The sequence below is a fragment of the Mesorhizobium sp. WSM4809 genome (assembly GCF_055811655.1).
Genome location: NZ_JBVVQW010000013.1, coordinates 17,852 through 41,685, shown reverse-complemented (window position 1 = coordinate 41,685; position 23,834 = coordinate 17,852). Strand labels below are relative to the sequence as shown.

Here is a 23,834-nt window from a genome sequence, read left to right as displayed (position 1 = left end):
TCATGCTGAGCGTCGAAGCCCTGAAAATCCGGTACGGCGAGGTCGAGGCGGTACGCCGCGTTGACCTCACCGTCGGCAGCGGCGAGATCATCGCGCTGGTCGGCGCCAACGGCGCCGGCAAGAGTTCGACGCTCGGCGCCGTCGCCGGGCTGGTGCCGGCGGCATCGGGCAAGGTGGTCTTCGACGGTGTCGACATCACCGGCCTGGCGCCGGAGGCGATTGCCCGCAAGGGCGTCGCGCTGGTTCCCGAAGGCCGCCGTATCTTCGCCAGCCTGACGGTGGCCGATAATCTGCGTCTCGGCGGCGCAGTGCATCAGCCGGCGGCCGAGGCAAGGCTGCGCGAAGAGGAGATGCTGGAGCTGTTCCCGATCCTGCGCCGCTACCACCGCGTCAAGGGCGGCAATCTGTCGGGCGGCGAACAGCAGATGCTGGCCATCGCCCGCGCGCTGATGGGCAAGCCGCGCATGATCCTGCTCGACGAACCTTCGCTCGGCCTTGCCCCGCAACTGATCGACACCGTCTTCGACCTGATCGCCGACCTGCGCCGCAAGGGCCTGACCATCCTGCTGGTCGAACAGAATGTGGCGCTGGCGCTCGAAATCGCCGACCGCGCCGTTGTGCTCGCCAATGGCGAGGTGGTGCTGTCGGGCACGGCAAAAGAACTCGCTTCATCGGACCTCGTCCGCCAAGCCTATCTGGGAGCTTAAGAAGCATGATCGCGCAGCAGATCATCAATGCGGTGAGCCTCGGCGGCGTCTATGCGCTGCTGGCGCTCGGGCTGGCGATCGTCTTTTCCATCGTCGGCCTCATCAACTTCGCCCATGGCGAGCTGATGACGCTGTCGGGCTATGCGCTTCTGGCCTCGCTGGTGCTGGGTTTTCCCTTCCCGGTGGCGGTGCTTGTCGCCGTCTCCTGCGGCGCGCTCGCCGCGGTCATCATGGAGCGTATCGCGTTCAGGCCGATGCGCGGCGCCAGCGTCACCAGCCTGCTGTTGACCAGCTTTGCCGTCTCCAGCCTGTTGAAAGTCGTCTTCCAGAACGGCATTTCGGCGCGGCCGCAAGCTGTCGCAATGCCCGGTTGGATGACCGGCGCCTTCTCCTTCGGCGATTTCACCATAGGCGTCGGTCCCAGCATCTCCATCGTCGTCTCCGCACTGGCGCTGATTGCGCTGGAAGTCTTCCTGCGCCGCTCGGTGACCGGCACGGCGATGCGCGCCGCGGCGGAAGATTTCGACGTCGTGCGCCTGATGGGCATTCCGGCCAGCCGCATCATCGCCACCGCCTTCCTGCTCTCCGGCCTGCTGGCCGGGCTGGCGGCTATGCTGTGGGTGGCGCAGCGCGCCTCGGTCGATCCGCTGATGGGCTTTACGCCGGTGTTGAAGGCGTTCATCGCCGCCGTCGTCGGCGGGCTCGGCAGCTTGCCAGGTGCTGTCGCCGGCGGTTTTCTGCTCGGCATCATCGAGGTGCTGTTGCAGGCGACATTGCCGGGAGCGATCGCCCCCTATCGCGACGCCATCGTGCTGTCGGGCGTCATCGCCGTGCTGCTGGTTCGCCCGCAAGGCCTGATCCCGGCGGTCCGCGCCCAGCGAAGCTGATCTATGTACAGCAAGCCTGAATTTGCGCCGCTGTCGCACGACGAGGTGTTCGGCCTGATCGAGGCCGCGGCCTTCGCCGCGGTGGTGACAGCGGGACCGCAAGGGCTCGTCGTCTCGCATCTTCCCTTCGTGCTCGATCGCGCGCGGGGTGAAAACGGAACTCTGGTCTCGCATCTCGCCAGGGCCAATCCGCACAGCACCTTGATCAGCGAAGGCAGGGAGACCGTCGCCATCTTCCACGGCCCGCATGGCTATATCTCGCCGTCCTGGTATCCGCGCAATCCGGTGCGCGACAGCGCGCCGACCTGGAATTTTGCTGTCGTGCATTGTCATGGGCATCCGGTGCCGCTCGACGAGCACGCCACCGCCCGGCATCTCCTGCAGCTTGTCGAGGTGCTGGAAAAAGATCGCGATGACCGCTGGCGCATGCGCGAGCTGGGACCTGGCGGCATGGAGCGGCGTATACCTGGTATCATGGGGTTTGACCTGCCGATCGGGCGGCTCGAAGCCAAGTTCAAGATGGGGCAGGATGAGCGCCTCTATGACACAGGCGGAGCCATCAGGGCGCTGGAGCAAAACGATCCGGCGCTGGCGGCGATGATGAAGGCGCACAACGCGTATCGCCAGGACTGACCGCCTGCATGCGGCAAGGATAAGAAAAAATGATCCCCAATCTCAACATCGTGCCCTTCGTCAGCGTCGATCATATGATGAAGCTGGTGCTGAAGATCGGCGTCGAGCGCTTCCTCGTCGAACTCGCCAGCTACATCGAGGATGATTTCCGCCGCTGGGAGCTGTTCGACAAGACCCCGCGCGTGGCCTCGCACAGCGCCGAAGGTGTCATCGAACTGATGCCGACCAGCGACGGCGAGGTCTACGGCTTCAAATACGTCAACGGCCATCCCAAGAACATGCGCGAGGGGCGCCAGACGGTGACGGCTTTCGGCATGCTCGCCGATGTCCACAATGGCTATCCTGTCTTGCTATCCGAAATGACCATCCTGACCGCGCTGCGCACGGCGGCGATGTCGGCTCTGGCCGCCAAATACCTGGCGCCGGCCGGCTCCAGCTGCATGGCGCTGATCGGCAACGGCGCCCAGGCCGAATTCCAGGCGGTGGCCTTCAAGGCGCTGCTCGGCGTCGACAGGCTGAGGCTTTACGACATCGACCGCACTGCCACCGAAAAATGCATCCGCAATCTCGCCGGTCTCGGCTTCGACATGATCGCCTGCGGCACCGCGCAGGAGGCTGTCGAGGGAGCCGACATCATCACCACCGTCACCGCCGACAAGCAGTACGCCACCATCCTCACCGACAACATGGTCGGCTCCGGCGTGCACATCAACGCGGTCGGCGGCGACTGCCCCGGTAAGACCGAACTGCACCGCGATATCCTGCTGCGCTCCGACATCTTCGTCGAATATCCGCCGCAGACCCGCATCGAGGGCGAGATCCAGCAGCTTGCACCGGATCATGGGGTGACCGAGCTGTGGCAGGTGATGTCAGGCGCCGTGCAAGGCCGGCGCGATGCCACCCAGATCACGCTGTTCGATTCGGTCGGCTTCGCCATCGAGGACTTTTCGGCACTGCGCTATGTCAGGGACCAGCTGCGCTCGACTGGCCTCTACCAGGAACTCGACATGCTGGCCGACCCCGACGAGCCGCGCGACCTGTTCGGCATGCTGTTGAGGGCGGCCCAGCATGGTTGAGATGAGCGTTGTTCAGCCAGCCGAGCCCCACATGGCATCCGGCACCACCACCAGCTTGCCGACGAAAGCCTTGGCGATGAAATCCGCCTGCGCATGGTGGAAATCGGAGAGCTTGTAGACGCCGCCAACCAGCGGCCGGATTTTCTTCGCCTCGATGTACCCAACGATGCGGCGGAAATCCGCACGCGTGCCCTGGCTCGAGCCGTGCAGCTGCAATTGCTTCAGGTACATGGTCCTGAGATCGAGCTGCACGACCGGGCCGGCAATCGCGCCTGCGGTAGTGTAACGGCCCTCGGGCCTGAGAATACGCAACAGGTCGTTGAAGATGGCGCCGCCGACGAGGTCGGCCACCACGTCGATCGGCTGGCCTCCGGTCGCCTCGTTCACGGCTTGCGGCAGGTCGGCAACACCACGGGTGATGACGGCCTCGGCGCCGATGTCGAGCACCGCCTGTTCCTTGCCCTTGCCGACGACGGCATAGGGAATGGCACCGCGCGCCCGTGCCAACTGCACGATGCCGGAACCGACACCGCCCGAAGCGCCGGTGACCAGCACGCGCTCGCCGGCCTTGAGCGCCGCGCGCTCCAGCATCTGTTCACCGGTCAGGTAGGCGCAGCAGAAGGTGGCGAGTTCGATATCGCTCATGTCGGTGTCGATGACATGAGCGTTCTCGGCCGGCACGGCCTGGTATTCGGCGTAACCGCCATCGCGGCCATGGCCCATATAATCGATGTCGGCGAGTGAATCGTCGTCGCGGTTGTAGATCGAGAAATCGACCATCACCCGTTCGCCGATACGGTCCGGCGATACGCCTTCGCCGACGGCGGCGACGATACCGACGGTGTCCGTGCCCTGGATGCGCGGGAAAACAAGCGTGTTGCCCTGGCGGCGCCATGTCGACACGGCGGCAGCGTCCTCCTCCGTGCCATAGGCGCCCTGGCGCACCCAGACATCGGTGTTGTTCATCCCGCAAGCGCTGACCTTGACCAGCACTTCACCGGGAGCGGGCCCGGGCACTTTCACATCGCTGCGGTAGACGAGTTTTTCCGGTCCGCCGTGCCCGGTGAGCAGCACGGCGGCCATGGTGGCGGGGAGGGTTCTGATCATGGCATTCATAGTCGATCTCAGAGATTGGCAAACACGCTCTTCACGGCATCGGCGGTCTTCGACACGACGATGTCGGCTTCCTCGCGGGTCAGGCAGAGCGGCGGCGCGAAGCCGAGAATATCGCCCTGCGGCATGGCGCGGCCGATGACGCCGCTTGCGGCAAGTGCCGTCGCCACCTGCGGCCCGATCTTGAGCGAGGCGTCGAAGAACACCCGGTCGTCCTTGTCGGCAACGAATTCCACCGCCGCCAGCATGCCGTCGCCGCGGACGTCCCCGACATTCGTGTGGCCGCCGACTGCCTTGGCCAACTCGGCGCGGAAATAGGCGCCGGTCTCCTTGGCATTTGTCACCAGGTCCATCTCGTCGATCAGTTCGAGATTGGCGACGCCGGCGGCGACGCAGATCGGATGCGCCGAATAGGTCCAGCCATGACCGAGCGAACCGAGCTTGTCGGAACCCTCAACCAGCACCTGCCACATCTTGTCGGCGACGATGACGCCCGACAGCGGGGCATAGGCCGAGGTCAGGCCCTTGGCGATGGTGATCAGGTCGGGCTTGATGCCGTAATGGTCGGAGCCGAACATGGTGCCCAGACGGCCGAAGCCCGTCACCACCTCGTCGGCGACCAGAAGCACGTCGTACTTCTTCAACACCGCCTGGATCTTTTCCCAGTAGAAGGCCGGCGGCGGCACGATGCCGCCGGTGCCGAGGATCGGCTCGCCGATGAAGGCCGCGACGGTTTCCGGACCCTCAGCCAGGATCATCTCCTCGAGCTTGTCGGCGCAATGCTGAGAAAATTGCTCCTCGCTCATCGAGCGGTCGGCACGGCGGAAGTAGTAGGGTGCCTCGGTGTGCAGGATCGGCGCGCGCGGCAGGTCGAAGGCGTTGTGGAACAGGTCGAGCCCGGTCAGCGATCCAGTCATCACGCCCGAGCCGTGATAGCCGCGCCAGCGCGAAATGATCTTCTTCTTCTCCGGCCGGCCGAGCACGTTGTTGTAGTACCAGATCAGCTTGATGTTGGTTTCGTTGGCATCGGAACCGGAGAGGCCGAAATAGACCCGCGACATGCCCTGCGGCGCGCGGTCGATGATCATCTTGGCCAGCGTGATCGAGGCCTCGGTGCCGTGGCCGACATAGGCGTGGTAGTAAGCGAGGTTCTTCGCCTGGTTGGCGATGGCGTCAGCGATCTTCTGGCGGCCGTAGCCGACATTGACGCAATAGAGCCCGGCAAAGGCATCGAGGCTCTTCCTGCCATTGTTGTCCCAGACGGTGACGCCTTCACCGCCGGCCATGATGCGCGTCGGGCTCTCGCCCCGTGCATGCGTGCCCATATGGGTCGAGGGGTGGAAGAAGTGGTCGCGATCCCAGGCGGCGAGTTCGTTGGACTGGTCGAGCATTCTTTTGACTCCTGACAAAACGGTGATTCCGGCGCAGCTTAAGCTACATCGAGGCAGAGATATTTGAGATCGGTGAAAGCCTCGAGTCCGTGGCGCGAGCCTTCGCGCCCGATGCCCGATTGCTTGACGCCGCCGAACGGAATCGGCGCGCCGGTGATCTTGACGCGGTTGATGGCGACCATACCGTAATCGAGGGCGCGGCCCATACGCTGCTGCCGGCCACCATTCTCGGTCACGACATAGGCAACGAGGCCATATTCGGTAGCGTTGGCGCGGGCGATCACCTCGTCCTCGCTGTCGAAAGCCGTCACGGCGGCGACCGGACCGAAAGTCTCCTCGCGCATGATCAGCGCTTCATCGGTGACATCGGCCAGCAGCGTCGGCTGATAGAACAGGGGGCCAGCCTGGTGCCGCTTGCCGCCGGTGAGGCAGCGCGCGCCATGGGTCAGCGCATCGGTGACCTGCTCTTCGACCTTCTTGATCGCGCGCTCATGCATCAGCGGGCCGATGTCGGTGCCATCTGCAAGGCCATTGCCGGTTCGCAGCGCCTCGATGCGCGCGGTGAACGCGGCGCAGAAGCGATCGTAGATCGGACGCTGAACATAGATACGGTTGGCGGCGAGGCAGTCCTGGCCCGACGTGGCGAATTTGGCGTCGATGGCGATATCAACCGCCTTGTCCAGATCGGCATCCGCAAAGACGATCAGCGGGGCATGGCCGCCAAGCTCCATCACCAGCCGTTTCATGGTCGGCGCGCTTTGCGCGGCGATCAGCCGGCCGATCTCGGTCGAGCCGGTAAAGCTCATGGCGCGAACGCGCGGGTCTTCGCACATCCGCCCGACGATGGTCGAAGCCTTGCCGGTGATGACGTTGAAGACGCCAGCGGGCAAGCCGGCGCGTTCGCCGAGCTCGGCCAGCGCCAGCGCCGACAGCGGCGTTTCCGACGACGGATGCGCAACGATGGTGCAGCCGGCGGCAAGGGCTGCCGCCGCCTTGCGGGTCAGCATCGCCGACGGAAAATTCCACGGCGTGACGACGCCGACGACACCGAGCGCCTCGCGCCGCACCATCATTTCGGCGTTCGGCAGATGGCTGGTGACGCTCTCGGCGTTCAGGCGTTTTGCTTCCTCGGCATACCATTCGATGAAGGAGGCGGCATAATCGATTTCGCCGAGCGATTCCTGCAGCGGCTTGCCCTGTTCCAGCGTCATCAGCAGAGCGAGGTCTTGCTTTGCAGCGATGATCAGCTCGAACCATTTTCTTAAGGTTTTCGAACGCTCCTGCGGCAACAGCGCCCGCCAAGCCGGAAAGGCGCTTGCGGCAGCATCGATTGCCTTCGTCGTCTGCCGGCCGTCGAGCGCGGCGACGAAAGCGACGGTGGTGCCGGTGGCCGGGTCGGTGACCTCGAAGCTCTCGGCGGCCTCGCTTGCGGTCCAGTGGCCGTCGACATAGGCGAGTTCGCGCAGCAGCCGGCGGTCGGCGAGGCGGTCGAGCGCTTCATGGCGATGCGAGCGGGCGAAATGCGCGGACATGGTCGAGACCTCCCGGTTCGGACTGATACGGGAAGACTATCCGCCCGATGCAGATAGAGAGGCTGTTTGGATGCCTTGAAGTAGAGAGACTCTCTCTATTGCGTCGCCTCGGCAGACGATCTCTCCGGCCTTAAGCCGACGCCGGCAGCAGGTCGGCTATAGGCAGCGCGATCTCGTCCTTCACCGTCTTGATGACGATGTAGGTGAAGTACCGATCGATGCCGATTTCGCGGTCGAGCAAGCCGTCGACCAGCCGCTGATAGGCGTCGATGTCGCGCGCCATCACCTTCAGCACATAGTCGACGCCGCCGCCCACCGACCAGCAGGCGACGATCTCTGGGATGTCTCGGATGACGCGCTCGAAGCGGTCGAAATCGGCCTGGCGGTGGTTGGCCAGCGTCACCTCCATCAGCACGGTGGCGACGGGTGCGACGACGCGCATGGCGATCCTGGCATGATAGCCCGAGACGATGCCGGCCTTTTCCAGCTTGCGCAGCCGCATCCAGCACGGCGTCGGCGACAGCCCGACCTGATCGGCCAGCGCCAGCTTGGTGATGCGTCCGTCGCGCTGGATGGCGTCGAGGATTTTCAGGTCGATCGGGTCGAGTTTCGCTGATGTCATCAGAGCTCACTTTTCGTCCGAGTACCATGACGGCGCATTATTTCGATTGTCAATTGCACTGATTTCGATCTCTAATAAGTCATGACATTGTGGCAACCCGATCCCGCACTCATCAGGCGGCCGGCATATCAATCGCTGGCCGACCAGTTCGCGCGCGCCATCCATGACGGGCGCCTTGCCAATGGCGCGCGGCTGCCGACCCATCGCAGGCTGGCCGACGATCTGAAACTTTCGGTGCAGACGGTCAGTCGCGCCTATGAAGAGCTAATCCGTCGCGGCCTGATTTCGGGCGAGATCGGCCGCGGCAGCTTCGTCCAGACGCAGCGCCGCGAGCCGGAGCCGCCCTACCTGCCGGAGCGGCTCGGCGAAGTCATCGACCTGTCGATCCTGAAACCGGTTTGTGAGCCGATGCATCTGGAGCGGCTAAAACAGGCACTGGGCTGGCTGGCTGAGAACCTGCCGTCGAGTTCAGCACTTTCGTTCCGGCCCAACATGGTGTTTCCCCGCCACCGCGCGGTGGCGGTCGAATGGCTGAGGCTTTGTGGCCTCGATGCATCGCCGCAGAACGTCAGCCTGACCAACGGCGCCACCGCCGGCATGACCGTGGCGCTGATGAGCGTCGCGCCGCCGGGCTCGACGGTTGCCACCGAGGCGATCGGCCACCACACGCTGGTGCCGCTGGCGCGCTATCTCGGCTTCAATCTGGAAGGCCTGCCGATCGACGATAACGGCCTGATCCCGGAAGCGCTGGACGAGGCCTGCCGGCTTTCCGACATCCGCGCGGTCTTCGTGCAGCCCTCGGTGATCAACCCGACGGCGACCCTGATGGATGCGCGGCGGCGAGAAGAGATCGCCGCGGTCGCGCGCAAGCACGACATCGCCATCATCGAGAACGATGTGCTCGGTCCGCTGGTCGAAGACCGGCCGCCGCCGGTTGCCGCGTTCGCGCCGGAGCGCACGCTCTACGTCACCTCCTTCACCAAGATCACCGTGCCCGGTCTGCGCATCGGCTATCTGGCCGCGCCCGACCGCTACGTCGCCGCCGTCGCCAACCGGCATCTGGTCTCGAACTGGATGGCGACGCCGCTGGTGGCCGAGATCGCCACCAAATGGGTGACCGACGGCACGGCGATGGAGCTTGTCCACTGGCAGCGCGCGGCTTTGCGGCGCCGGCAGGATATTGCAGCGCAAGTGCTGGCGGGGGTGGACTATCGCGCCCGGCGCGACGGGTTGCATGTCTGGCTGCAACTGCCGGCCGACCGGGCCGAGGAAAGCTTTGTCGCCCAGGCTCGCCTGCAGGGCGTGGCGATTGCACCCGGCACGTCCTTCCGTATTTCGGCTGCGCCCTGGCATCCGGCGGTACGTATCTCGCTGGGTTCGACCACCGAGGGGGAACTGCGCGCCGGCCTCGGCGTTGTCACCAAGCTTTTGCTCGGCGATCCCGAGCACCTGCTGCTCGCTATCTAGCGAGTGCGCCGCTATCCGGGTGATGCCGGCCTGCGAAAGGCAGCCTCCTGCGCTTCCGGTACTCACGTACGAAAAGTACGCTCCGTTCCGGTTCTCGGAGGCTCCCATTCTCGGCTCGGCCTGACCCGAATCCCGGCGCACTCTTCGGCACTGGTTGCTCAAGAATTGTGCGGAATGGGAAATATTGTCATGATATTATTTTCCCGATTGACATGATTTGGCGCGTTCCGCATCGTTAAGGGGCACAGGCTTCTCCAGCACGGGGAATTTATTTGTCCGCATCAGCGCCCATCATCAAGATCGACGACATCTCGAAGAGCTTCGGCAGCTTCAAGGTGCTGGACGGCCTGTCGATGCAGGTCATGCCCGGCGAGAAGCTGGCGCTGATCGGCCCGTCGGGCTCGGGCAAGACGACGATCCTGCGCATCCTGATGACGCTTGAGCGCATCGATGGCGGTCATATCCAGATCGACGGCGAGCAGCTCTACCACATGGAGCGCAATGGCCAGCTGCTGGCCGCCGATGAGCGGCATCTGACAAGGATGCGTCAGAAGATCGGCATGGTCTTCCAGCTGTTCAACCTGTTTCCGCACAAATGCGTCATGGACAATGTCACGCTGGCTCCGATGCTGACCAAGGGCACGCCACGTGCGGCCGCCGAAAAGCGGGCGATGGAACTGCTCGAAATGGTCGGCATGGCCGACAAGGCCATGTCCATGCCGGCGCAGCTGTCCGGTGGTCAGAAGCAGCGCGTGGCGATCGCCCGGGCGCTGGCGCTGTCGCCGAAGATCATGCTGTTCGACGAGGTGACGTCGGCGCTCGATCCGGAGCTGGTCGAGGAGGTGATGAACGTCATGCGCAAACTCGCCGCCGAGACCGACATGACCATGCTGCTGGTCACCCACGAGATGGGTTTCGCCCACGATTTCGCCGACCGGGTGCTGTTCTTCGATCGTGGCAGGATCGTCGAGGAAGGCAAGCCGGACGAGATTTTCCGCAATCCCAAGCAGGAGCGCACGCAAGGCTTCCTGAAGAAGATCATCGCAGCCGGACATCGCGTCTGACCGCAATGCCCAGGGCGACGAAGTCGTCCCGAGGTGGCGAGGGCCGCCTCGCAACAAAGCAAGACAAGAAACAAGGAGTTGGGAACAATGAACAAACTTGGCATTCTGGCCGGCGTTGCCGGTCTAGCACTGACGGCGGTGCTGGCCGCCTCGATCCCCGGTTCGGCCGACGACAGCAAGCTCGAACAGCTCAAGGCGCAAGGTTTCGCCCGCCTCGCCATCGCCAACGAGCCGCCCTATACGGCGGTCGCCGCCGACGGCAAGGTTTCGGGTGCCGCGCCTGATGTGGCCCGCGAGATATTCAAGCGGCTCGGCGTCGCCGACGTCGCCGCTTCGATCTCCGAATATGGCGCCATGATCCCCGGCCTGCAGGCCGGTCGCTTCGATGTCGTCACCGCCGGCCTGTTCATGAAGCCGGAACGCTGCGCCGCCGTCGTCTATTCCGAGCCGGTGCTTTGCGATGCAGAGGCGATGCTGGTGAAGAAGGGCAATCCGAAGGGCTTCAAGAGCTATGAGGATGTCGCCAAGGATACGACTGCGACCATCGGCGCGCCGGGCGGCGGCACCGAAGAGAAGCTCGCGCTCAATGCCGGCGTGCCGCGCGATCGCGTCATCGTCGTGCCGGATGGCCAGAGTGGCGTGAAGATGCTCCAGGATGGCCGCATCGACGCTTATTCGCTGCCCGTCCTGTCGATCAATGATCTGGTCAAGAAGGCCAACGATCCGAACCTCGAAGTCATCGCTCCGGTGCAGGGCGCACCGGTCTATTGCGACGGCGCCGCCTTCAAGAAGGGCGATGAGGCACTGCGCGACGCCTTCGACGTCGAACTGGCCAAGATGAAGAAATCGGGCGAGTTCGCCAAGATTATCGAACCCTACGGCTTCTCGGCGGCGGCGGCGATGTCGACCAGCCGCGACAAGCTCTGCGCGGCGAAGTGATTTTTCCTTCTCCCCGTTCAACGGGGAGAAGGTGTCACGAAGTGACGGATGAGGGGCGGCGCCAAGTTCTGAGACTCTAGTGCCGCCCCTCATCTGCCTGCCGGCATCTTCTCCCCGTAAATGGGGAGAAGGAGCTAAACCCAACGTTGGAACGTAAATGACCCAGTGGTCCGGCTATTTCGGCCTGATATTGCAGGGAGCGATTGTCACCATCGAGCTGACGCTGATGGGGTCGGTGCTTGCGCTGTTCATGGCCTTTCTTGCCGGAATGGGGCGGCTGTCGCGTTTCTTCGTGCTGCGCGCGCTGGCCACCGCCTACATCGAATTCTTCCGCGGCACCTCGATCTTCGTGCAGTTGTTCTGGGCCTATTTCGTGCTGCCCTTCATCGGCATTTCGTTGACCCCGTTGCAGGCCGGCGTGCTGGCGCTCGGCCTCAATGTCGGCGCCTACGCCGCCGAAGTCGTGCGCGGTGCCATCCAGTCGATCGGCCGCGAACAGTATGAGGCCTGCACCGCGCTCAATCTCGGGCGGTGGCAAGGCATGCGCCACATCATCCTGCCGCAGGCGCTGCTGGTGATGCTGCCGACTTTCGGCAACAACGCCATCGAATTGCTCAAGGCGACCGCCGTGGTGTCGCTGATCTCGCTCACCGACCTGACCTTCCAGGCGCAGGTGGTGCGTGCCCAGACCGGCAACACCATGGTGCCGTTCGCCACCATCCTGTTCATCTATTTCATCCTCGCCCTGCTCATCTCGTGGGGCGTGCGTTCGCTGGAACACCGCATGGCGCGCGGCCTCGATGGGGTGCGTGCCTGATGGAATGGGATTGGAATTTCGTCTGGGAAATCATGCCGACGCTGATCCAGGGGGTGAAGATCACCATCCTGGCAACGCTGCTCGGCTCGGTGCTGGCGGCGATCGTCGGGTTGGGCATCGCGCTGGCGCGCCGCTCGCCCAACAAGGCGTTGTCGCGCACGGTCGGCTTCCTCGCCGAGTTCGTTCGCGGCACGCCGCTGCTGGTGCAGCTCTATTTCATCTTCTACGTGCTGCCCGACATCGGCATCCTGTTGCCGCCGCTGGTCGCCGGTGTCATCGGGCTCGGGCTGCACTACGGCACCTACACCGCCGAGGTTTATCGCGCCGGCATCGACAATGTGCCGCGCGGCCAATGGGAGGCCGCCAAGGCCTGCAATCTAAGCGCCAGGCAGACCTGGACACACATCATCATTCCGCAGGCCATTCCGCCGATGATCCCGGCGCTGGCCAATTATTTCATCGCCATGTTCAAGGAGACGCCACTGCTGTCGGCAATCACCGTGCTGGAGCTGATGAACCAGGCGAAAAGCGTCGCCAACACCTATTATCGTTACATCGAGCCGATTACGCTGGTCGGCGCTTTCTTCCTCGTCATCAGTCTGTTTTCGGTCGTGCTGCTGCGCTGGCTGGAACGTCGCTACGGCAAGATCGAGAGGTAGCCGATGAAACCCTTGCCCGAGATCAAGGTCTATCCGAAGCGGCCGCAGTTGGAGGCGCGCCCGCTTGAACGGCGCGTCGGCCTGATCATCCTGGCCACCGACCACACCAGCGAGCCGGATTTCCGCCGCATGGTGGCGAGCGAGCGGGTCGGCGTCTATGTCGCGCGCATTCCCTATGCCAACCCGACGACGCCTGAAAACCTGCGCAAGATGCAGCCGGCGCTGACGGCGGGCGCGGCCCTGATCCTGCCGGACGAGAAGCTCGATGCCATCTGCTATTCCTGCACCTCGGCGTCGGTGGTGATCGGCGATGCCGAGATCGAGGCGGCGATCCAGGCCGCCAAGCCCGGTATTTCAGTCGTTACCCCGCCGATGGCGGGCGTGCGCGGGCTGCGCGCGCTGGGCGCAAGCAAGATCAGCATCCTCACTCCCTACACGGTCGAGACATCCAGGCCGATGGCCGCCTATTTCGCCGCGCGAGGCTTCGACATCGTCAGCTTCACCTGTCTCGGCTTCGAGGACGACCGCGAGATGGCGCGAATCGCACCTGCAACGCTTGTCGATCTGGCGCGTGAGGCGACCGACGCGAGCGCCGATGCGCTGTTCGTCTCCTGCACGGCGCTGCGCGGTGCACTCGCGGTCACCGGCATGGAAAAGGCGATCGGCCGTCCCGTGGTGACCAGCAACCAGGCCAGCGCCTGGAACTGCCTGAGATTGTGCGGGGATGAGGCGCCGCATCCTGAGTTCGGGCGGCTGATGACGTTGCCGTTGGTTCAGTAAGATTATGTCCCACATTCACGAGCGACCCCCTCTGGCCTGCCCGCCATCTCCCCCTCGAGGGGGGAGATTAGCTGCTGCCCGGCTTTCGCCAATCACCGACGTGACAGGAAGAACGGCAGCGTCGAAGCTGCCAATCTCCCCCCTTGAGGGGGAGATGGCCGGCAGGCCAGAGGGGGGCGTTTCGTGATGCCCGCCGTCATCCTCACCGACATCCGTACCGCCCGTGAGCGTATCGCTGGTAAAGTCGAGCGCACGCCAACCGTCTTGTCCCACAGCCTCTCGGAACAGTTCGGCGTCCCCGTTCACCTCAAGCTCGAGCATCGCCAGACCACCGGCAGCTTCAAGCTGCGTGGCGCCTCGAACGCCGTCGCCTCGTTGAACGCCGAACAGAAGGCGCGGGGCGTGGTCGCGGCCTCGACCGGCAATCATGGCCGCGCGCTGGCGCATGCGGCGAAGCTTGAAGGCATGCGCGCCGTAATCTGCATGTCGCGCCTGGTGCCCGGCAACAAGCTCGACGAGATCCGCCGGCTTGGCGCGGAGGTCCGCATCGTCGGCGACAGCCAGGACGATGCCCAGCAGGAGGTCGATCGGCTGGTGGCGCAAGAGGGGCTGGTGATGCTGCCGCCCTTCGACCATCCCGACATTATCGCCGGGCAAGGCACGGTCGGGCTTGAGATGATCGAGCAGGTCCCGGATGCCGCCCTCGTTCTGGTCCAGCTCTCCGGCGGTGGGCTCGCCTCAGGGGTTGCTACGGCCATCAAAGGCGTCAGCCCCGGCACAAAAATCATCGGTGTCTCGATGGCGCGTGGCGCGGCGATGAAGGCCAGCCTCGATGCGGGCCAGCCGGTGCTGGTGGAAGAATTGCCGACGCTGGCGGATTCGCTCGGTGGCGGCATCGGCCTCGACAATCGGCTGACCTTCGCCATGTGCCGCGACCTGCTCGATGATGTCATCCTGCTCAGCGAAGACGAGATCGCCGCCGGAATCCGTCACGCCTATGCGCAGGAGCGCGAAATCGTCGAGGGCGCGGGTGCTGTCGGCATCGCCGCACTGCTGGCCGGCAAGGTCAGGTCGGACGGGCCGATGGTTGTTCTGCTGTCCGGTCGCAACATCGATATGGACGCGCACCGCACAATCGTTTGCGGCGTAGCGCCATCGCTCAAGGAGCGTGCCGCATGAGCCGGATGACCATCCTTACAGAGAAAGAGTTGCGGGCGATCGTGACACTCGATCTCGATGCCGTCGCCTGCGTCGAAAACGCCTTCCGTGCGCTTGCCACTCTGCCGGTGGCGATGCCGCCGATCCTGCGGCTAGACATTCCCGAGCATCGCGGCGAGGTCGACGTTAAGACCGCCTATGTGCCCGGCATTGACGGTTTCGCCATCAAGATCAGCCCCGGCTTCTTCGACAATCCGAAGCTCGGCCTGCCCAGCGTCAACGGCATGATGGTGCTGCTGTCAGCCAAGACCGGCCTGGTCGAAGCGCTGCTGCTCGACAACGGCTATCTCACGGATATCCGAACCGCTGCTGCCGGCGCCGTCGCCGCCAAACATCTGTCGCGGCAGGACTCGTCCGTTGCCGCGATCTTCGGTGCTGGCGTCCAGGCCGGGCTGCAATTGGAAGCACTCATGCTGGTGCGGCCGATTGCCGAGGCGCGCATCTGGGCACGCGATGCGGCAAAGGCCGAGGCAACCGCCGGAGCCCTGCGCGAAAAGCTCGGCATTCTCGTGCATGCCGAGCCCGACGCGGCAAACGCGGTCGCCGGCGCCGACATCATCGTCACCACGACGCCTTCGACCGAGCCGCTGATCAAGGCCGGCTTCGTTTCCGCAGGGCAGCACATCACCGCGATGGGATCGGACGCCGAGCACAAGAACGAGATCGCGCCGGCAATCCTGCGCATGGCCGATCTCTATGCCGCTGACAGTGGCCGCCAGACAAAGCGGCTGGGTGAGCTGCATCATGCAATCGCGGCGGGCGTGATGGCCGCCGAGGGAGAGGTGACCGAACTCGGCCAGATCATCGCCGGCGCGAAACACGGACGGCGCTCGGCCAGCGACATCACCATCGCCGATCTCACCGGCACTGGCGTCCAGGACACGGCGATCGCCACGCTCGCTCGAGACCGTGCGCGGGTGGCCGGTTCCGGGGCCATCTTCGAAAGCTGATGCTGGCCGCAGGAGCATCCGGAAAAGTGGGAACCGGTTTTCTCGGACAAACGGTTTTCCGTTTGTCCAGAGATCACGCTCAAACAAGAACGACGAGTTGGATTCAAAGCTGATACCGGCCGCAGGGCCCAACAAACGAGGACCAAGAACAATGCAACCGAACCTGAGATTCTCGCGCGGCGAATATGCGGATCGCCTCGCCAAGACACGCAAGGCCATGGAGGCCAAGGGCGTCGATCTTCTTGTTGTCAGCGATCCTTCCAACATGGCCTGGTTGACCGGCTATGACGGCTGGTCGTTCTATGTGCATCAGGCGGTTATCGTGCCGCCTTCGGGCGAGCCGGTCTGGTACGGCCGCGGCCAGGACGCCAACGGCGCCAAGCGCACCGCCTATCTCGCGCACGACAATATCGTCGGCTATGCCGATCACTATGTGCAGTCGACCGAGCGCCACCCGATGGATTTTTTGGCCAGCGTGCTTGCGGAGCGCGGCTGGGGCAAGCTGACAGTCGGCGTCGAAATGGACAATTACTGGTTCTCGGCGGCCGCCTTTGCGTCGCTGCAGAAGCATTTGCCCAATGCCCGCTTTGTCGATGCCACCGCGCTGGTCAACTGGCAGCGTGCGGTGAAGAGCCCGACCGAGATCGATTATATGCGCAAGGCGGCCCGCATCGTCGAGGCCATGCATCAGCGCATCTTCGACAAGATCGAGGTCGGCATGCGCAAATGCGATCTCGTCGCCGAAATCTATGACGCCGGCACGCGCGGCGTCGACGGTATTGGCGGCGACTATCCGGCGATCGTGCCGCTGCTGCCGTCGGGTGCCGATGCCTCGGCGCCGCATCTGACCTGGGATGACAGAGCGATGAAGCGGGGCGAGGGCACCTTCTTCGAGATTGCTGGCTGCTACAACCGCTATCACTGCCCGCTGTCGCGCACCGTCTTCCTAGGCAAGCCGACGCAGGAATTCCTCGATGCCGAGAAGGCGACGCTGGAAGGTATGGAAGCCGGGCTGGCTGCCGCGAAACCCGGCAACGCCTGCGAGGACATCGCCAACGCCTTCTTCGGTGTCCTCAAGCGATACGGCATCGTCAAGGACAACCGCACCGGCTATTCGATCGGGCTGTCCTATCCGCCGGACTGGGGCGAGCGCACGATGAGCCTGCGTCCCGGCGACCGCACCGAGCTCAAGCCCGGCATGACCTTCCATTTCATGACCGGCCTGTGGCTGGAAACGATGGGACTGGAGATCACCGAGTCCATCCTGATCACCGAAACCGGTGTGGAGTGCCTGGCCAATGTGCCGCGCAAGCTGGTGGTGAAGGATTGATGCCGATGTTGAATCTACGTCCATCACCGGTCGCGCCGACCGTCGATTTCGACTGCGACGGCATCCAGCACGGTTTCCTGCGCTTGCCCTACAGCCGCGACGATTCGGCGTGGGGCTCGGTGATGATCCCGATCTGCGTCATCCGCAGCGGCAACGGGCCGGCAGCGCTGCTGACCGGGGGCAACCATGGCGACGAGTATGAGGGGCCGCTGGCCCTCTACGATCTCGCCAGGACCCTAGATCCCAAGCAAGTCAGCGGCACGGTGATCATCGTGCCGGCCATGAACTATCCGGCCTTTCGCGCTGGCACGCGCACCTCGCCGATCGACAAGGGCAACATGAACCGCAGCTTTCCCGGCCGGCCGGACGGAACGGTGACCGAGAAGATCGCTGATTATTTCCAGCGTGAGCTGCTCCCCCGCGCCGACATCGTGTTCGACTTCCATTCCGGCGGCAAGACGCTGGACTTCGTGCCGTTCTGCGCCGCGCATACTTTGCCCGACAAGGCGCTGGAACAGAAAGCCTTCGACGCGGTCGCGGCCTTTGCCGCCCCGTTTTCGATGCGCATGATCGAAATCGACGCCGTCGGCATGTATGACACGGCAGCCGAGGAGATGGGCAAGGTCTTCGTCAGCACCGAGCTTGGCGGCGGCGGCACGTCGCGCGCGCAAACCGTGCGGATCGCGCGGCACGGCATCCTCAATGTGTTGCGCCATACGGGCATTGTAGATGGTGCGGTCGAGAAGACCTCGACCCAGTGGCTCGACATGCCGTCGGGCGATTGTTTCTCCTTCGCCGAAGATGACGGCATGATCGAAACCATGGTCGATCTCGGTGAACCCGTCGAAAAGGGCGCGGTGCTGGCGCGCATCCATTCCACCGGCCGCACCGGCATCGCCCCGCAGGAAATCCGGGCAAAAATGTCGGGCATGCTGGCGGCGCGGCATTTCCCCGGGCTGGTCAAGGCCGGCGACTGCGCGGCGGTGGTGGCTGTGCACGTCTGAGCGATTCCGCCGAGGCTTGCTCCACCCGGTTCGCGTCCATCGTCACTTGCTCTTGATCCGTTGCGGAGCCTTCGGCGCGGCGGAAAGAAGCAGCATGGCGAGCGGAGTCGACATTGCAGGAGGATGTCACTATATAGCGGCGGCTTCGACCTGCGTGCCCGAGGGCAGCACCTCGAAGCAACTGTGAATGTGTAGTGTGTTGCGCCATCTATTGTGACGGAAATCGGCTCGGAAACCGGAAAAAAGCAAATAGAAACAGTGGCGCAGCGCTGGGCGTGACCCAGCCAACGGTACCGACCCCTCCAGAATCAGAAAATGCTCTTGACCCCTCGATTTCCTATGGCTCTGTGGACCTTGGACAGCATTGGCTTGCCGGACGACCGCGACTCGGCTGGAATGGGGACATGCATCCTTTGCGGGATGTCGACGTTTATGATTACCAACCGGCTTTGCCGCCAGGGAACAGCAGTATGAGTGAACACGCCATCGAATTCTTGCGGGGATGGATCGGCGAAAAGGTCCATTGCCAGTCCTCCCAGGCAAGGATCGACAAGCAGGCCGAAACCCTGGCCAAGGAGTGCGCCGCCGAGGCGGCCGAGGTCGGCATCCCGCTGGAGGACATCCAGGAAGAAGTCGGCGATATCCAGGAACTTATCGCATCCCGGCTTGAGGAAGCGGCCGAGGCCGAGGAAAGCCAGCAGGCCCCCGGAAAAGCCGCGGAATGATCAAAGCCGCGGAATGATCGCATAGCGGCGACGTTGTTTCAGCGCGGGCTTCTGGCCCGCGTTTTTGTCTTCAGCCAAACTTCTCCTTGAGCCACGCCTTCGGCAGCGCCGGCACGAAATTTCCGTCGCGTCCGGTCATATCGTCATTGGCAACCAGCGCGTTGAGGATTGCTTCCTCCACGGTCTGGATCACCGCTTCGAAAAACGGATCGATATCGGTGTCCGGAATAAAATCGGCGCTGGCGGTGCGGCCGGAGGGCGCCAGCGCCGCGCTCGCATTGGCGGTCGAGAAGGCGATAAAAATGTCGCCTGAACTGTGATAGCCGAAGCCGCCGGTCATGGCGACGCCGAGCGGTACCCGGCGGGCCAGCCGCTTCATCTGATGCGGCAGGAACGGTGCGTCGGTGGCGACGACGGCAATGATCGAGCCCTTTTCAGCACGCGGTGTGCCTTCGCGGACCGCCGGTTCGAGAAGCTCCGGCCCGGCGCACAGGCCGCGAATGGTGATATTGCGCCGTTTTCCAAAATTAGACTGCACGAAGGCGCCGACGGTGTAGGCACGGCCTTGCCATTCGACGATGCGCGACGCCGTGCCGGAGCCGGCCTTGAAGCCGAAGGTGATCATGCCGGTGCCGCCGCCGACGCTGCCTTCCTCGATAGGCCCGCCGCCGGCACCGTCGAGAGCCTGCGCAACATGCTCTGACGTCAAATGGTGGCCGTTGATGTCGTTGAGGAAGCCGTCATAGGTCTCCGCCGCCACCGGCAGCCCCCAGCCGCTGTCGAGCGCTGCCGGCAGCACGCTTTGCATCCAGCGCAGCGTGCCGTCGCGTGAGACACCGCAGGAATGGGTGTTGGTGATGGTGATCGGGAAGTTGAAAGCGCCGGTTTCCTCGACGATGTGCGAGCCGGTCAGTTCGCCGTTTCCGTTCTGGCTGAAAATGCCGGCGAAGACCGGCGTGGCGAGGTCGGCGAGCGGCCTGGGCAGGATCGCGGTCACGCCGGTGCGCACCGGCCCCTGGCCGACGACGAGCGCGCCATCGCCCGAAATCAGCGTCGCGTAGCCGACCGTCACGCCGTGCACATCGGTGATCGCGTTAAACGGTCCGGGCCGCCCATCGAAGCCGATGCCGAAATTTCGCGCGCGCGGTTTGCCTGAGGGCGTTGTCAGATGATGCGGATTGTCGGTCATGGTCTCAGAACAGGGATCCCTGATTGCCGGGCTCTTTGGCCTTGGCCGCCGGCTTGGCCACGGCTTTCGGTTTTGCCGTGCCGGTGATCGCCACCGCATCGGCGATGCCGTCGGCGAACTCGAGCGAAAGCGCCATTCCCGACGCCACCTCGGCAGCCTGCTTGATCACCACGCCATCCGCATCCCTCACCAGCGCAAAGCCGCGCGCCAGGACGGCCTTGTGCGACAGCGACGCCATCAACCTGTCGGCCTGGACGACACGGCCGCGCAGGCGCTCCAGCCTGAGCACCACTGCTTGCGTGCCGCGTCTTGTCAAAGCTGTCAGCAAATCCCTCTGTACGCGTTGCCGCCGTGCCGTCGGCTCGATCGTGATGCGGCCTTGCAGCAGAGCCAGTTGCTGCTTGTGCCGCTGCAGCGATGCCCTGGCACATTTTGGCAATTGATCCGCCGCTCGGTTAAGCTCCGCACGCCGGGCTCTTGCCAACGCGCGTAGCGCGCCTTGTGCTCGCATAAGATTGCGCTCGTTGGTTCGCCGCGCCTCGGCAATGCGCTGTGACAGCATTGCCGGTGTCAGCTTTACGGCAAAAAACCTTGCACGCTTGCGTTCGGTGGAGACCAACAGGCCCCGGCCAAGCCTGGATGTCGCCTCATCGAGGCGTCGCCGCGGCAGCGCCAGCAATTGATCGGGCGAGGGCAGAGCCCGGGCGGCGGCACGGGCGGCCTGCCGCTTGCGTTCGAAATTGCGCAGGACCGCCGCTTTCAGCCGCGCACCGAGACTGGCAAGCGTTGCTTCGAGATCGGCCTTCACCGGCACGGCGATTTCGGCCGCACCCGTCGGCGTCGGGGCCCGCACATCCGCGACGAGGTCGATCAGCGTCCAGTCGGTCTCGTGGCCGACAGCCGAGATCACCGGAATGCCGGAGGCGGCAACCGCGCGGGCGAGCGCCTCGTCGTTGAACCCCCAGAGGTCTTCGAGGCTGCCGCCGCCACGCGCCACGATCAACAGATCGGGACGCTGGACGGCGCCATCCCATGCCAGCGCGTTGAAGCCGTTGACTGCGGCGGCGACTTCCGCGCCTGACGTCTCGCCCTGAACACGCACCGGCCAGACCAGGATGTGCAGCGGAAAGCGGTCCTTGATGCGGTGGATGATGTCTCGGATGACGGACCCCGTCGGCGAGGTGACGACGCCGATGACGAGCGGCATGAAGGGCAGCAACCGCTTGCGGCCGGCATCGAACAGCCCGTCGGCCTGTAGCCGCCGCTTGCGCTCCTCCAGCAGCGCCATCAGGGCGCCGGCGCCGGCAGGCTCCAGATTGTCGATGACGATCTGGTAGTTGGACTTGCCGGGATAGGTGGTGAGCTTGCCGGTGGCGATCACCTCCATCCCCTCTTCGGGACGGAATTTCAGCCGGCTCATCGTGCCTTTCCAGACCACGGCGTCGAGGCGGGCACGGTCGTCCTTCAGCGCGAAATAAGCATGACCGGACGAATGCGGTCCTCGGTAGCCTGATATTTCGCCACGCACCCGCACATTGCCGAAAACGTCCTCGACCGTGCGCTTAAGCGCGCCGGAAATCTCGCTCACCGTATATTCGGCGGCGTTGGTGCGTGATTCGGATGCTGCTTCGCTCATCGGTCGATTGGGGAACGGTTGGGCGCCCGCGTCAAGGCGGTTGCGTCGGGCCAGCCGTTCATAACCCGCATACCTGACCCCGCCTACCAGCCGGGCAGAATCTGGTTCGGCTTGGTTCGCCGCAGCTTGGTGAAGGCGAGTGCCGCGAAATCGAATGTCCCGGGATCTTCACCGACCGGCACGGAGATGTTGTCCAGGCTTTCCGAAATATGGCGGGCGAGCGCATCGACGATCTCCGGCCGCGACGTCTGGCCGCGCATGATGCCGATGCGGCAATCGGGCAGGGCGCCGAAGCCGTCGGCTTCGCCCAGCACCCGCATGCCGGGCCGCAGCGCGCATTCCGGCAGCACCGAGATCGCCAGCCCGGAAAGCACCGCGGCGGTGATGACGGTGGCCGAGAAACTGGTGAACAGGATACGATAGTCGCGGTTCTGCTGGTCGAGCACATCGACGGCGGCGCGCCGCCAGATGCAGTTCGGCCGGCCGAAGGCCATAGGCAGCGTTTCCTGCTCATGCGTCGCATGGTTGGCCGAGGTGACCCACAGCAGCGGTTCGCGCCGCACCACCTCCGACTGGCCGCGTACGTCGTTGTGCGTCACCAGCGCGAGGTCGAGATTGCCGCGCTTGATATGCTCGACCAGCCCCGGCGTCGGCTCGCAGATGACGGTCAGTTCGACGCGCGGATTGGAGCGCGTGAACCGCGCCATGATCTCGGGCAGGAAACGGTCGGCATAGTCGTCGGGCGTGCCGATGCGGATCGTGCCTTCGAGCCGCCGGTCGTCGAAGGCAGCCAGCGTCTCACGGTTGAGATAGAGCAGCCGCCGCGCATAGGAAAGCAGCTTGTCGCCTTCCTCGGTCAATCTGTTGGTGCGCCCGTCTTTTTCGAACAGCGGCTTGCCGAGCCGCTCCTCCAGCCGACGCATCTGCATCGAAACCGCCGACTGGGTCCGGTGCACCTCTTCGGCCGCCCTGGTGAAGCTGCCGGTATCGGCGATCGAGATGAAGGTCTGCAACTGATCGAGATCGAGCGGCGATTTCATCGACATGATCCATCACTGGTGTTGATGGTAAAGATTAGAAACATTCGTTGGATTAATCAATCGGCCGATGGCAAATTGGCATTGTCCACATGAAGGCATGTGAATCGAAGCCGGAACGGCCGCTGTCGCCAGCGCCGATCGCCTGGTTTTGCCCGTTCGAGTCTGAAGGAGACCGACATGACCACGTTCGATTTCGCCACCGAGACCTCGCGCATCACCTCGCGTCCGGCCGTTGCGACGCGCGTGGCCAACACCGTCTCCAACGTCTACCGCGCCTGGAAAAACCGCCGCGCCTTCTACCGTCTTGGCGAGATGTCGGACGCCGAACTCGCCGATATCGGCCTGACGCGCGGCGACCTGCACGTCGCCATCGACGTGCCGTTTGGCCGCGACCCGACGGCGATGCTGCGCGAAATCGCCAGCGATCGCATCGAAACGATCGAGGACATCGCTCGCAAGGTGGCCTGATCTGATGCTTGTTGTTTAGGTTGCCGCGAACCTTTTCGGGGTTCGACGCGACTGACGAGTATGCAGGCTCCCACTCCCTGCCGGATCCCCCCGGCCCGCCTGCACTCTGCCCGGTCCTCCCAGGACCGGGCTTTTCCTTTGGCTGTCAGGCGAATGCCAGCTTTCGCGATGGCCTTGGTATCGATCTGCCGAGCTCATGCGCGGCCTCTATCCAAGATGCTATGGCGTCTTGGACATTAGCGATGGCCTCTTCAGGAGTGTCGCCATCACTCACGCAACCTGGCAGATCAGGCACCAAAGCCGAAAAACCGCCTCCATCCTCTGCAGAAAGTGGCGCAATGACGACCGGATATTCAAGTCTGTCCATCATGTCTCTTTGCCTCGTCGATAAATGCCACGAGCTTTCGGATATATACGGGTTTGATCGGCCGTTTGAAAGGCACAGTCAAAATATCGGTCATTGCCGAATGATAGACCTTGTAGTGTGAACCGCCTGACCTTGGCGGCACGCATTGGACACCAGCTTCGTCACAAACCGCCTTCACATCGGCTATCGACCAGTCGCCGCGCGGATTGCGGCGCATTGC

25 protein-coding genes are annotated in these 23,834 nt (G+C 64.0%); 16 read left to right on the top strand and 9 right to left on the bottom strand.

The window, feature by feature from the left end; genetic code table 11:
• Nucleotides 1-2: 2 nt before the first annotated feature.
• Genes AC0L24_RS25265 through AC0L24_RS25250 form a run of 4 tightly spaced genes read left to right on the top strand, consistent with a single transcriptional unit; the run spans nucleotide 3 to nucleotide 3,303 of the window.
• Complete coding sequence (locus AC0L24_RS25265; RefSeq protein WP_473564251.1) at nucleotides 3-707, top strand: ABC transporter ATP-binding protein; 705 nt, start codon at nucleotides 3-5, stop codon at nucleotides 705-707.
• Between the two features lie 5 nt (nucleotides 708-712).
• The gene (locus tag AC0L24_RS25260; protein WP_127807781.1) at nucleotides 713-1,594 is read left to right on the top strand and encodes a branched-chain amino acid ABC transporter permease; all 882 of its coding nucleotides are present in this window, start codon (nucleotides 713-715) and stop codon (nucleotides 1,592-1,594) included.
• A 3-nt stretch (nucleotides 1,595-1,597) separates the two neighbouring features.
• Nucleotides 1,598-2,227, top strand: coding sequence for an FMN-binding negative transcriptional regulator (locus AC0L24_RS25255; protein ID WP_127807780.1), 630 nt, complete (start codon nucleotides 1,598-1,600; stop codon nucleotides 2,225-2,227).
• Nucleotides 2,228-2,256: 29 nt separating this feature from the next.
• Complete coding sequence (locus AC0L24_RS25250) at nucleotides 2,257-3,303, top strand: ornithine cyclodeaminase (protein ID WP_127398933.1); 1,047 nt, start codon at nucleotides 2,257-2,259, stop codon at nucleotides 3,301-3,303.
• 12 nt (nucleotides 3,304-3,315) lie between these two features.
• Here the strand turns inward: AC0L24_RS25250 and AC0L24_RS25245 are convergent, their stop codons facing one another.
• From AC0L24_RS25245 to AC0L24_RS25230, 4 genes are all read right to left on the bottom strand, one after another.
• Nucleotides 3,316-4,419, bottom strand: a complete 1,104-nt coding sequence (locus AC0L24_RS25245) for an alcohol dehydrogenase family protein (protein WP_128289919.1) — start codon at nucleotides 4,417-4,419, stop codon at nucleotides 3,316-3,318.
• Between the two features lie 8 nt (nucleotides 4,420-4,427).
• Nucleotides 4,428-5,807, bottom strand: a complete 1,380-nt coding sequence (locus AC0L24_RS25240) for an aspartate aminotransferase family protein (protein ID WP_128363882.1) — start codon at nucleotides 5,805-5,807, stop codon at nucleotides 4,428-4,430.
• Between the two features lie 38 nt (nucleotides 5,808-5,845).
• Nucleotides 5,846-7,339, bottom strand: coding sequence for an NAD-dependent succinate-semialdehyde dehydrogenase (locus AC0L24_RS25235; protein WP_473564249.1), 1,494 nt, complete (start codon nucleotides 7,337-7,339; stop codon nucleotides 5,846-5,848).
• Nucleotides 7,340-7,469: 130 nt separating this feature from the next.
• On the bottom strand, nucleotides 7,470-7,961 hold the full coding sequence (locus tag AC0L24_RS25230; protein WP_127807776.1) for an Lrp/AsnC family transcriptional regulator: 492 nt from the start codon (nucleotides 7,959-7,961) through the stop codon (nucleotides 7,470-7,472).
• Nucleotides 7,962-8,042: 81 nt separating this feature from the next.
• On the opposite strand from AC0L24_RS25230, the gene ehuR reads away from it, so the two are divergent.
• The 11 genes from ehuR (at nucleotide 8,043) to AC0L24_RS25175 (ending at nucleotide 18,914) form a co-directional block, all read left to right on the top strand.
• Nucleotides 8,043-9,428 (top strand): MocR-like ectoine utilization transcription factor EhuR, encoded by a 1,386-nt coding sequence (gene ehuR / locus AC0L24_RS25225; RefSeq protein ID WP_127272428.1) that lies wholly within the window; start codon nucleotides 8,043-8,045, stop codon nucleotides 9,426-9,428.
• A gap of 272 nt (nucleotides 9,429-9,700) precedes the next feature.
• Complete coding sequence (gene ehuA, locus AC0L24_RS25220; RefSeq protein ID WP_127807775.1) at nucleotides 9,701-10,492, top strand: ectoine/hydroxyectoine ABC transporter ATP-binding protein EhuA; 792 nt, start codon at nucleotides 9,701-9,703, stop codon at nucleotides 10,490-10,492.
• 87 nt (nucleotides 10,493-10,579) lie between these two features.
• Nucleotides 10,580-11,431, top strand: coding sequence for an ectoine/hydroxyectoine ABC transporter substrate-binding protein EhuB (gene ehuB, locus AC0L24_RS25215; RefSeq protein WP_127272429.1), 852 nt, complete (start codon nucleotides 10,580-10,582; stop codon nucleotides 11,429-11,431).
• A gap of 157 nt (nucleotides 11,432-11,588) precedes the next feature.
• Nucleotides 11,589-12,248 (top strand): ectoine/hydroxyectoine ABC transporter permease subunit EhuC, encoded by a 660-nt coding sequence (gene ehuC / locus AC0L24_RS25210; protein ID WP_473564248.1) that lies wholly within the window; start codon nucleotides 11,589-11,591, stop codon nucleotides 12,246-12,248.
• Nucleotides 12,248-12,907, top strand: coding sequence for an ectoine/hydroxyectoine ABC transporter permease subunit EhuD (gene ehuD, locus AC0L24_RS25205; protein ID WP_473564247.1), 660 nt, complete (start codon nucleotides 12,248-12,250; stop codon nucleotides 12,905-12,907). The genes ehuC and ehuD overlap by 1 nt, the downstream gene beginning before the upstream one ends.
• 3 nt (nucleotides 12,908-12,910) lie before the next feature.
• Complete coding sequence (eutA, locus tag AC0L24_RS25200; protein WP_473564246.1) at nucleotides 12,911-13,687, top strand: ectoine utilization protein EutA; 777 nt, start codon at nucleotides 12,911-12,913, stop codon at nucleotides 13,685-13,687.
• Between the two features lie 186 nt (nucleotides 13,688-13,873).
• Nucleotides 13,874-14,866: a hydroxyectoine utilization dehydratase EutB gene (eutB, locus tag AC0L24_RS25195; protein ID WP_292659884.1), complete on the top strand. Its 993-nt coding sequence runs from the start codon at nucleotides 13,874-13,876 to the stop codon at nucleotides 14,864-14,866.
• Nucleotides 14,863-15,855: an ectoine utilization protein EutC gene (eutC, locus tag AC0L24_RS25190; RefSeq protein ID WP_127396497.1), complete on the top strand. Its 993-nt coding sequence runs from the start codon at nucleotides 14,863-14,865 to the stop codon at nucleotides 15,853-15,855. Before eutB ends, eutC begins: the two co-directional genes overlap by 4 nt.
• A gap of 151 nt (nucleotides 15,856-16,006) precedes the next feature.
• Nucleotides 16,007-17,185: an ectoine hydrolase DoeA gene (gene doeA, locus AC0L24_RS25185; RefSeq protein WP_127396496.1), complete on the top strand. Its 1,179-nt coding sequence runs from the start codon at nucleotides 16,007-16,009 to the stop codon at nucleotides 17,183-17,185.
• Nucleotides 17,185-18,189, top strand: coding sequence for a N(2)-acetyl-L-2,4-diaminobutanoate deacetylase DoeB (gene doeB, locus AC0L24_RS25180; RefSeq protein WP_473564245.1), 1,005 nt, complete (start codon nucleotides 17,185-17,187; stop codon nucleotides 18,187-18,189). Before doeA ends, doeB begins: the two co-directional genes overlap by 1 nt.
• A gap of 470 nt (nucleotides 18,190-18,659) precedes the next feature.
• On the top strand, nucleotides 18,660-18,914 hold the full coding sequence (locus AC0L24_RS25175; RefSeq protein WP_127271474.1) for a DUF768 domain-containing protein: 255 nt from the start codon (nucleotides 18,660-18,662) through the stop codon (nucleotides 18,912-18,914).
• A gap of 70 nt (nucleotides 18,915-18,984) precedes the next feature.
• On the opposite strand, the gene AC0L24_RS25170 is transcribed toward AC0L24_RS25175, so the two are convergent.
• The 3 genes from AC0L24_RS25170 to AC0L24_RS25160 all read right to left on the bottom strand — a co-directional run bounded on the left by AC0L24_RS25170 (nucleotide 18,985) and on the right by AC0L24_RS25160 (nucleotide 22,779).
• Nucleotides 18,985-20,103 (bottom strand): DmpA family aminopeptidase, encoded by a 1,119-nt coding sequence (locus AC0L24_RS25170; RefSeq protein ID WP_127396494.1) that lies wholly within the window; start codon nucleotides 20,101-20,103, stop codon nucleotides 18,985-18,987.
• A 4-nt stretch (nucleotides 20,104-20,107) separates the two neighbouring features.
• A complete protein-coding gene (gene xseA / locus AC0L24_RS25165; protein ID WP_473564244.1) occupies nucleotides 20,108-21,739 on the bottom strand; it encodes an exodeoxyribonuclease VII large subunit in 1,632 nt (543 codons plus the stop codon).
• An 83-nt stretch (nucleotides 21,740-21,822) separates the two neighbouring features.
• Nucleotides 21,823-22,779: a LysR substrate-binding domain-containing protein gene (locus tag AC0L24_RS25160; protein ID WP_063170125.1), complete on the bottom strand. Its 957-nt coding sequence runs from the start codon at nucleotides 22,777-22,779 to the stop codon at nucleotides 21,823-21,825.
• A gap of 177 nt (nucleotides 22,780-22,956) precedes the next feature.
• On the opposite strand from AC0L24_RS25160, the gene AC0L24_RS25155 reads away from it, so the two are divergent.
• A complete protein-coding gene (locus AC0L24_RS25155; RefSeq protein ID WP_127382518.1) occupies nucleotides 22,957-23,247 on the top strand; it encodes a DUF1127 domain-containing protein in 291 nt (96 codons plus the stop codon).
• Between the two features lie 145 nt (nucleotides 23,248-23,392).
• Here the strand turns inward: AC0L24_RS25155 and AC0L24_RS25150 are convergent, their stop codons facing one another.
• Both AC0L24_RS25150 and AC0L24_RS25145 read right to left on the bottom strand, forming a co-directional pair.
• A complete protein-coding gene (locus AC0L24_RS25150) occupies nucleotides 23,393-23,614 on the bottom strand; it encodes a type II toxin-antitoxin system HicB family antitoxin (protein ID WP_050589468.1) in 222 nt (73 codons plus the stop codon).
• Nucleotides 23,601-23,831, bottom strand: a complete 231-nt coding sequence (locus tag AC0L24_RS25145) for a type II toxin-antitoxin system HicA family toxin (RefSeq protein ID WP_127807769.1) — start codon at nucleotides 23,829-23,831, stop codon at nucleotides 23,601-23,603. Before AC0L24_RS25145 ends, AC0L24_RS25150 begins: the two co-directional genes overlap by 14 nt.
• Between the last annotated feature and the right edge of the window lie 3 nt (nucleotides 23,832-23,834).

What these genes read in the sequence shown, in the direction of transcription:
- AC0L24_RS25250 (WP_127398933.1), top strand. Translation starts at nt 2,257, where the DNA reads ATGATCCCCAATCTCAACATCGTGCCCTTCGTCAGCGTCGATCATATG.
- AC0L24_RS25245 (WP_128289919.1), bottom strand. Translation starts at nt 4,419, where the DNA reads ATGAATGCCATGATCAGAACCCTCCCCGCCACCATGGCCGCCGTGCTG.
- eutC (WP_127396497.1), top strand. Translation starts at nt 14,863, where the DNA reads ATGAGCCGGATGACCATCCTTACAGAGAAAGAGTTGCGGGCGATCGTG.
- eutA (WP_473564246.1), top strand. Translation starts at nt 12,911, where the DNA reads ATGAAACCCTTGCCCGAGATCAAGGTCTATCCGAAGCGGCCGCAGTTG.
- ehuR (WP_127272428.1), top strand. Translation starts at nt 8,043, where the DNA reads ATGACATTGTGGCAACCCGATCCCGCACTCATCAGGCGGCCGGCATAT.
- AC0L24_RS25175 (WP_127271474.1), top strand. Translation starts at nt 18,660, where the DNA reads ATGAGTGAACACGCCATCGAATTCTTGCGGGGATGGATCGGCGAAAAG.
- doeA (WP_127396496.1), top strand. Translation starts at nt 16,007, where the DNA reads ATGCAACCGAACCTGAGATTCTCGCGCGGCGAATATGCGGATCGCCTC.
- ehuC (WP_473564248.1), top strand. Translation starts at nt 11,589, where the DNA reads ATGACCCAGTGGTCCGGCTATTTCGGCCTGATATTGCAGGGAGCGATT.
- doeB (WP_473564245.1), top strand. Translation starts at nt 17,185, where the DNA reads ATGCCGATGTTGAATCTACGTCCATCACCGGTCGCGCCGACCGTCGAT.
- ehuD (WP_473564247.1), top strand. Translation starts at nt 12,248, where the DNA reads ATGGAATGGGATTGGAATTTCGTCTGGGAAATCATGCCGACGCTGATC.
- AC0L24_RS25150 (WP_050589468.1), bottom strand. Translation starts at nt 23,614, where the DNA reads ATGGACAGACTTGAATATCCGGTCGTCATTGCGCCACTTTCTGCAGAG.
- AC0L24_RS25145 (WP_127807769.1), bottom strand. Translation starts at nt 23,831, where the DNA reads ATGCGCCGCAATCCGCGCGGCGACTGGTCGATAGCCGATGTGAAGGCG.
- ehuB (WP_127272429.1), top strand. Translation starts at nt 10,580, where the DNA reads ATGAACAAACTTGGCATTCTGGCCGGCGTTGCCGGTCTAGCACTGACG.
- AC0L24_RS25160 (WP_063170125.1), bottom strand. Translation starts at nt 22,779, where the DNA reads ATGAAATCGCCGCTCGATCTCGATCAGTTGCAGACCTTCATCTCGATC.
- eutB (WP_292659884.1), top strand. Translation starts at nt 13,874, where the DNA reads ATGCCCGCCGTCATCCTCACCGACATCCGTACCGCCCGTGAGCGTATC.
- AC0L24_RS25265 (WP_473564251.1), top strand. Translation starts at nt 3, where the DNA reads ATGCTGAGCGTCGAAGCCCTGAAAATCCGGTACGGCGAGGTCGAGGCG.
- AC0L24_RS25255 (WP_127807780.1), top strand. Translation starts at nt 1,598, where the DNA reads ATGTACAGCAAGCCTGAATTTGCGCCGCTGTCGCACGACGAGGTGTTC.
- AC0L24_RS25170 (WP_127396494.1), bottom strand. Translation starts at nt 20,103, where the DNA reads ATGACCGACAATCCGCATCATCTGACAACGCCCTCAGGCAAACCGCGC.
- AC0L24_RS25240 (WP_128363882.1), bottom strand. Translation starts at nt 5,807, where the DNA reads ATGCTCGACCAGTCCAACGAACTCGCCGCCTGGGATCGCGACCACTTC.
- AC0L24_RS25155 (WP_127382518.1), top strand. Translation starts at nt 22,957, where the DNA reads ATGACCACGTTCGATTTCGCCACCGAGACCTCGCGCATCACCTCGCGT.
- AC0L24_RS25230 (WP_127807776.1), bottom strand. Translation starts at nt 7,961, where the DNA reads ATGACATCAGCGAAACTCGACCCGATCGACCTGAAAATCCTCGACGCC.
- AC0L24_RS25235 (WP_473564249.1), bottom strand. Translation starts at nt 7,339, where the DNA reads ATGTCCGCGCATTTCGCCCGCTCGCATCGCCATGAAGCGCTCGACCGC.
- xseA (WP_473564244.1), bottom strand. Translation starts at nt 21,739, where the DNA reads ATGAGCGAAGCAGCATCCGAATCACGCACCAACGCCGCCGAATATACG.
- AC0L24_RS25260 (WP_127807781.1), top strand. Translation starts at nt 713, where the DNA reads ATGATCGCGCAGCAGATCATCAATGCGGTGAGCCTCGGCGGCGTCTAT.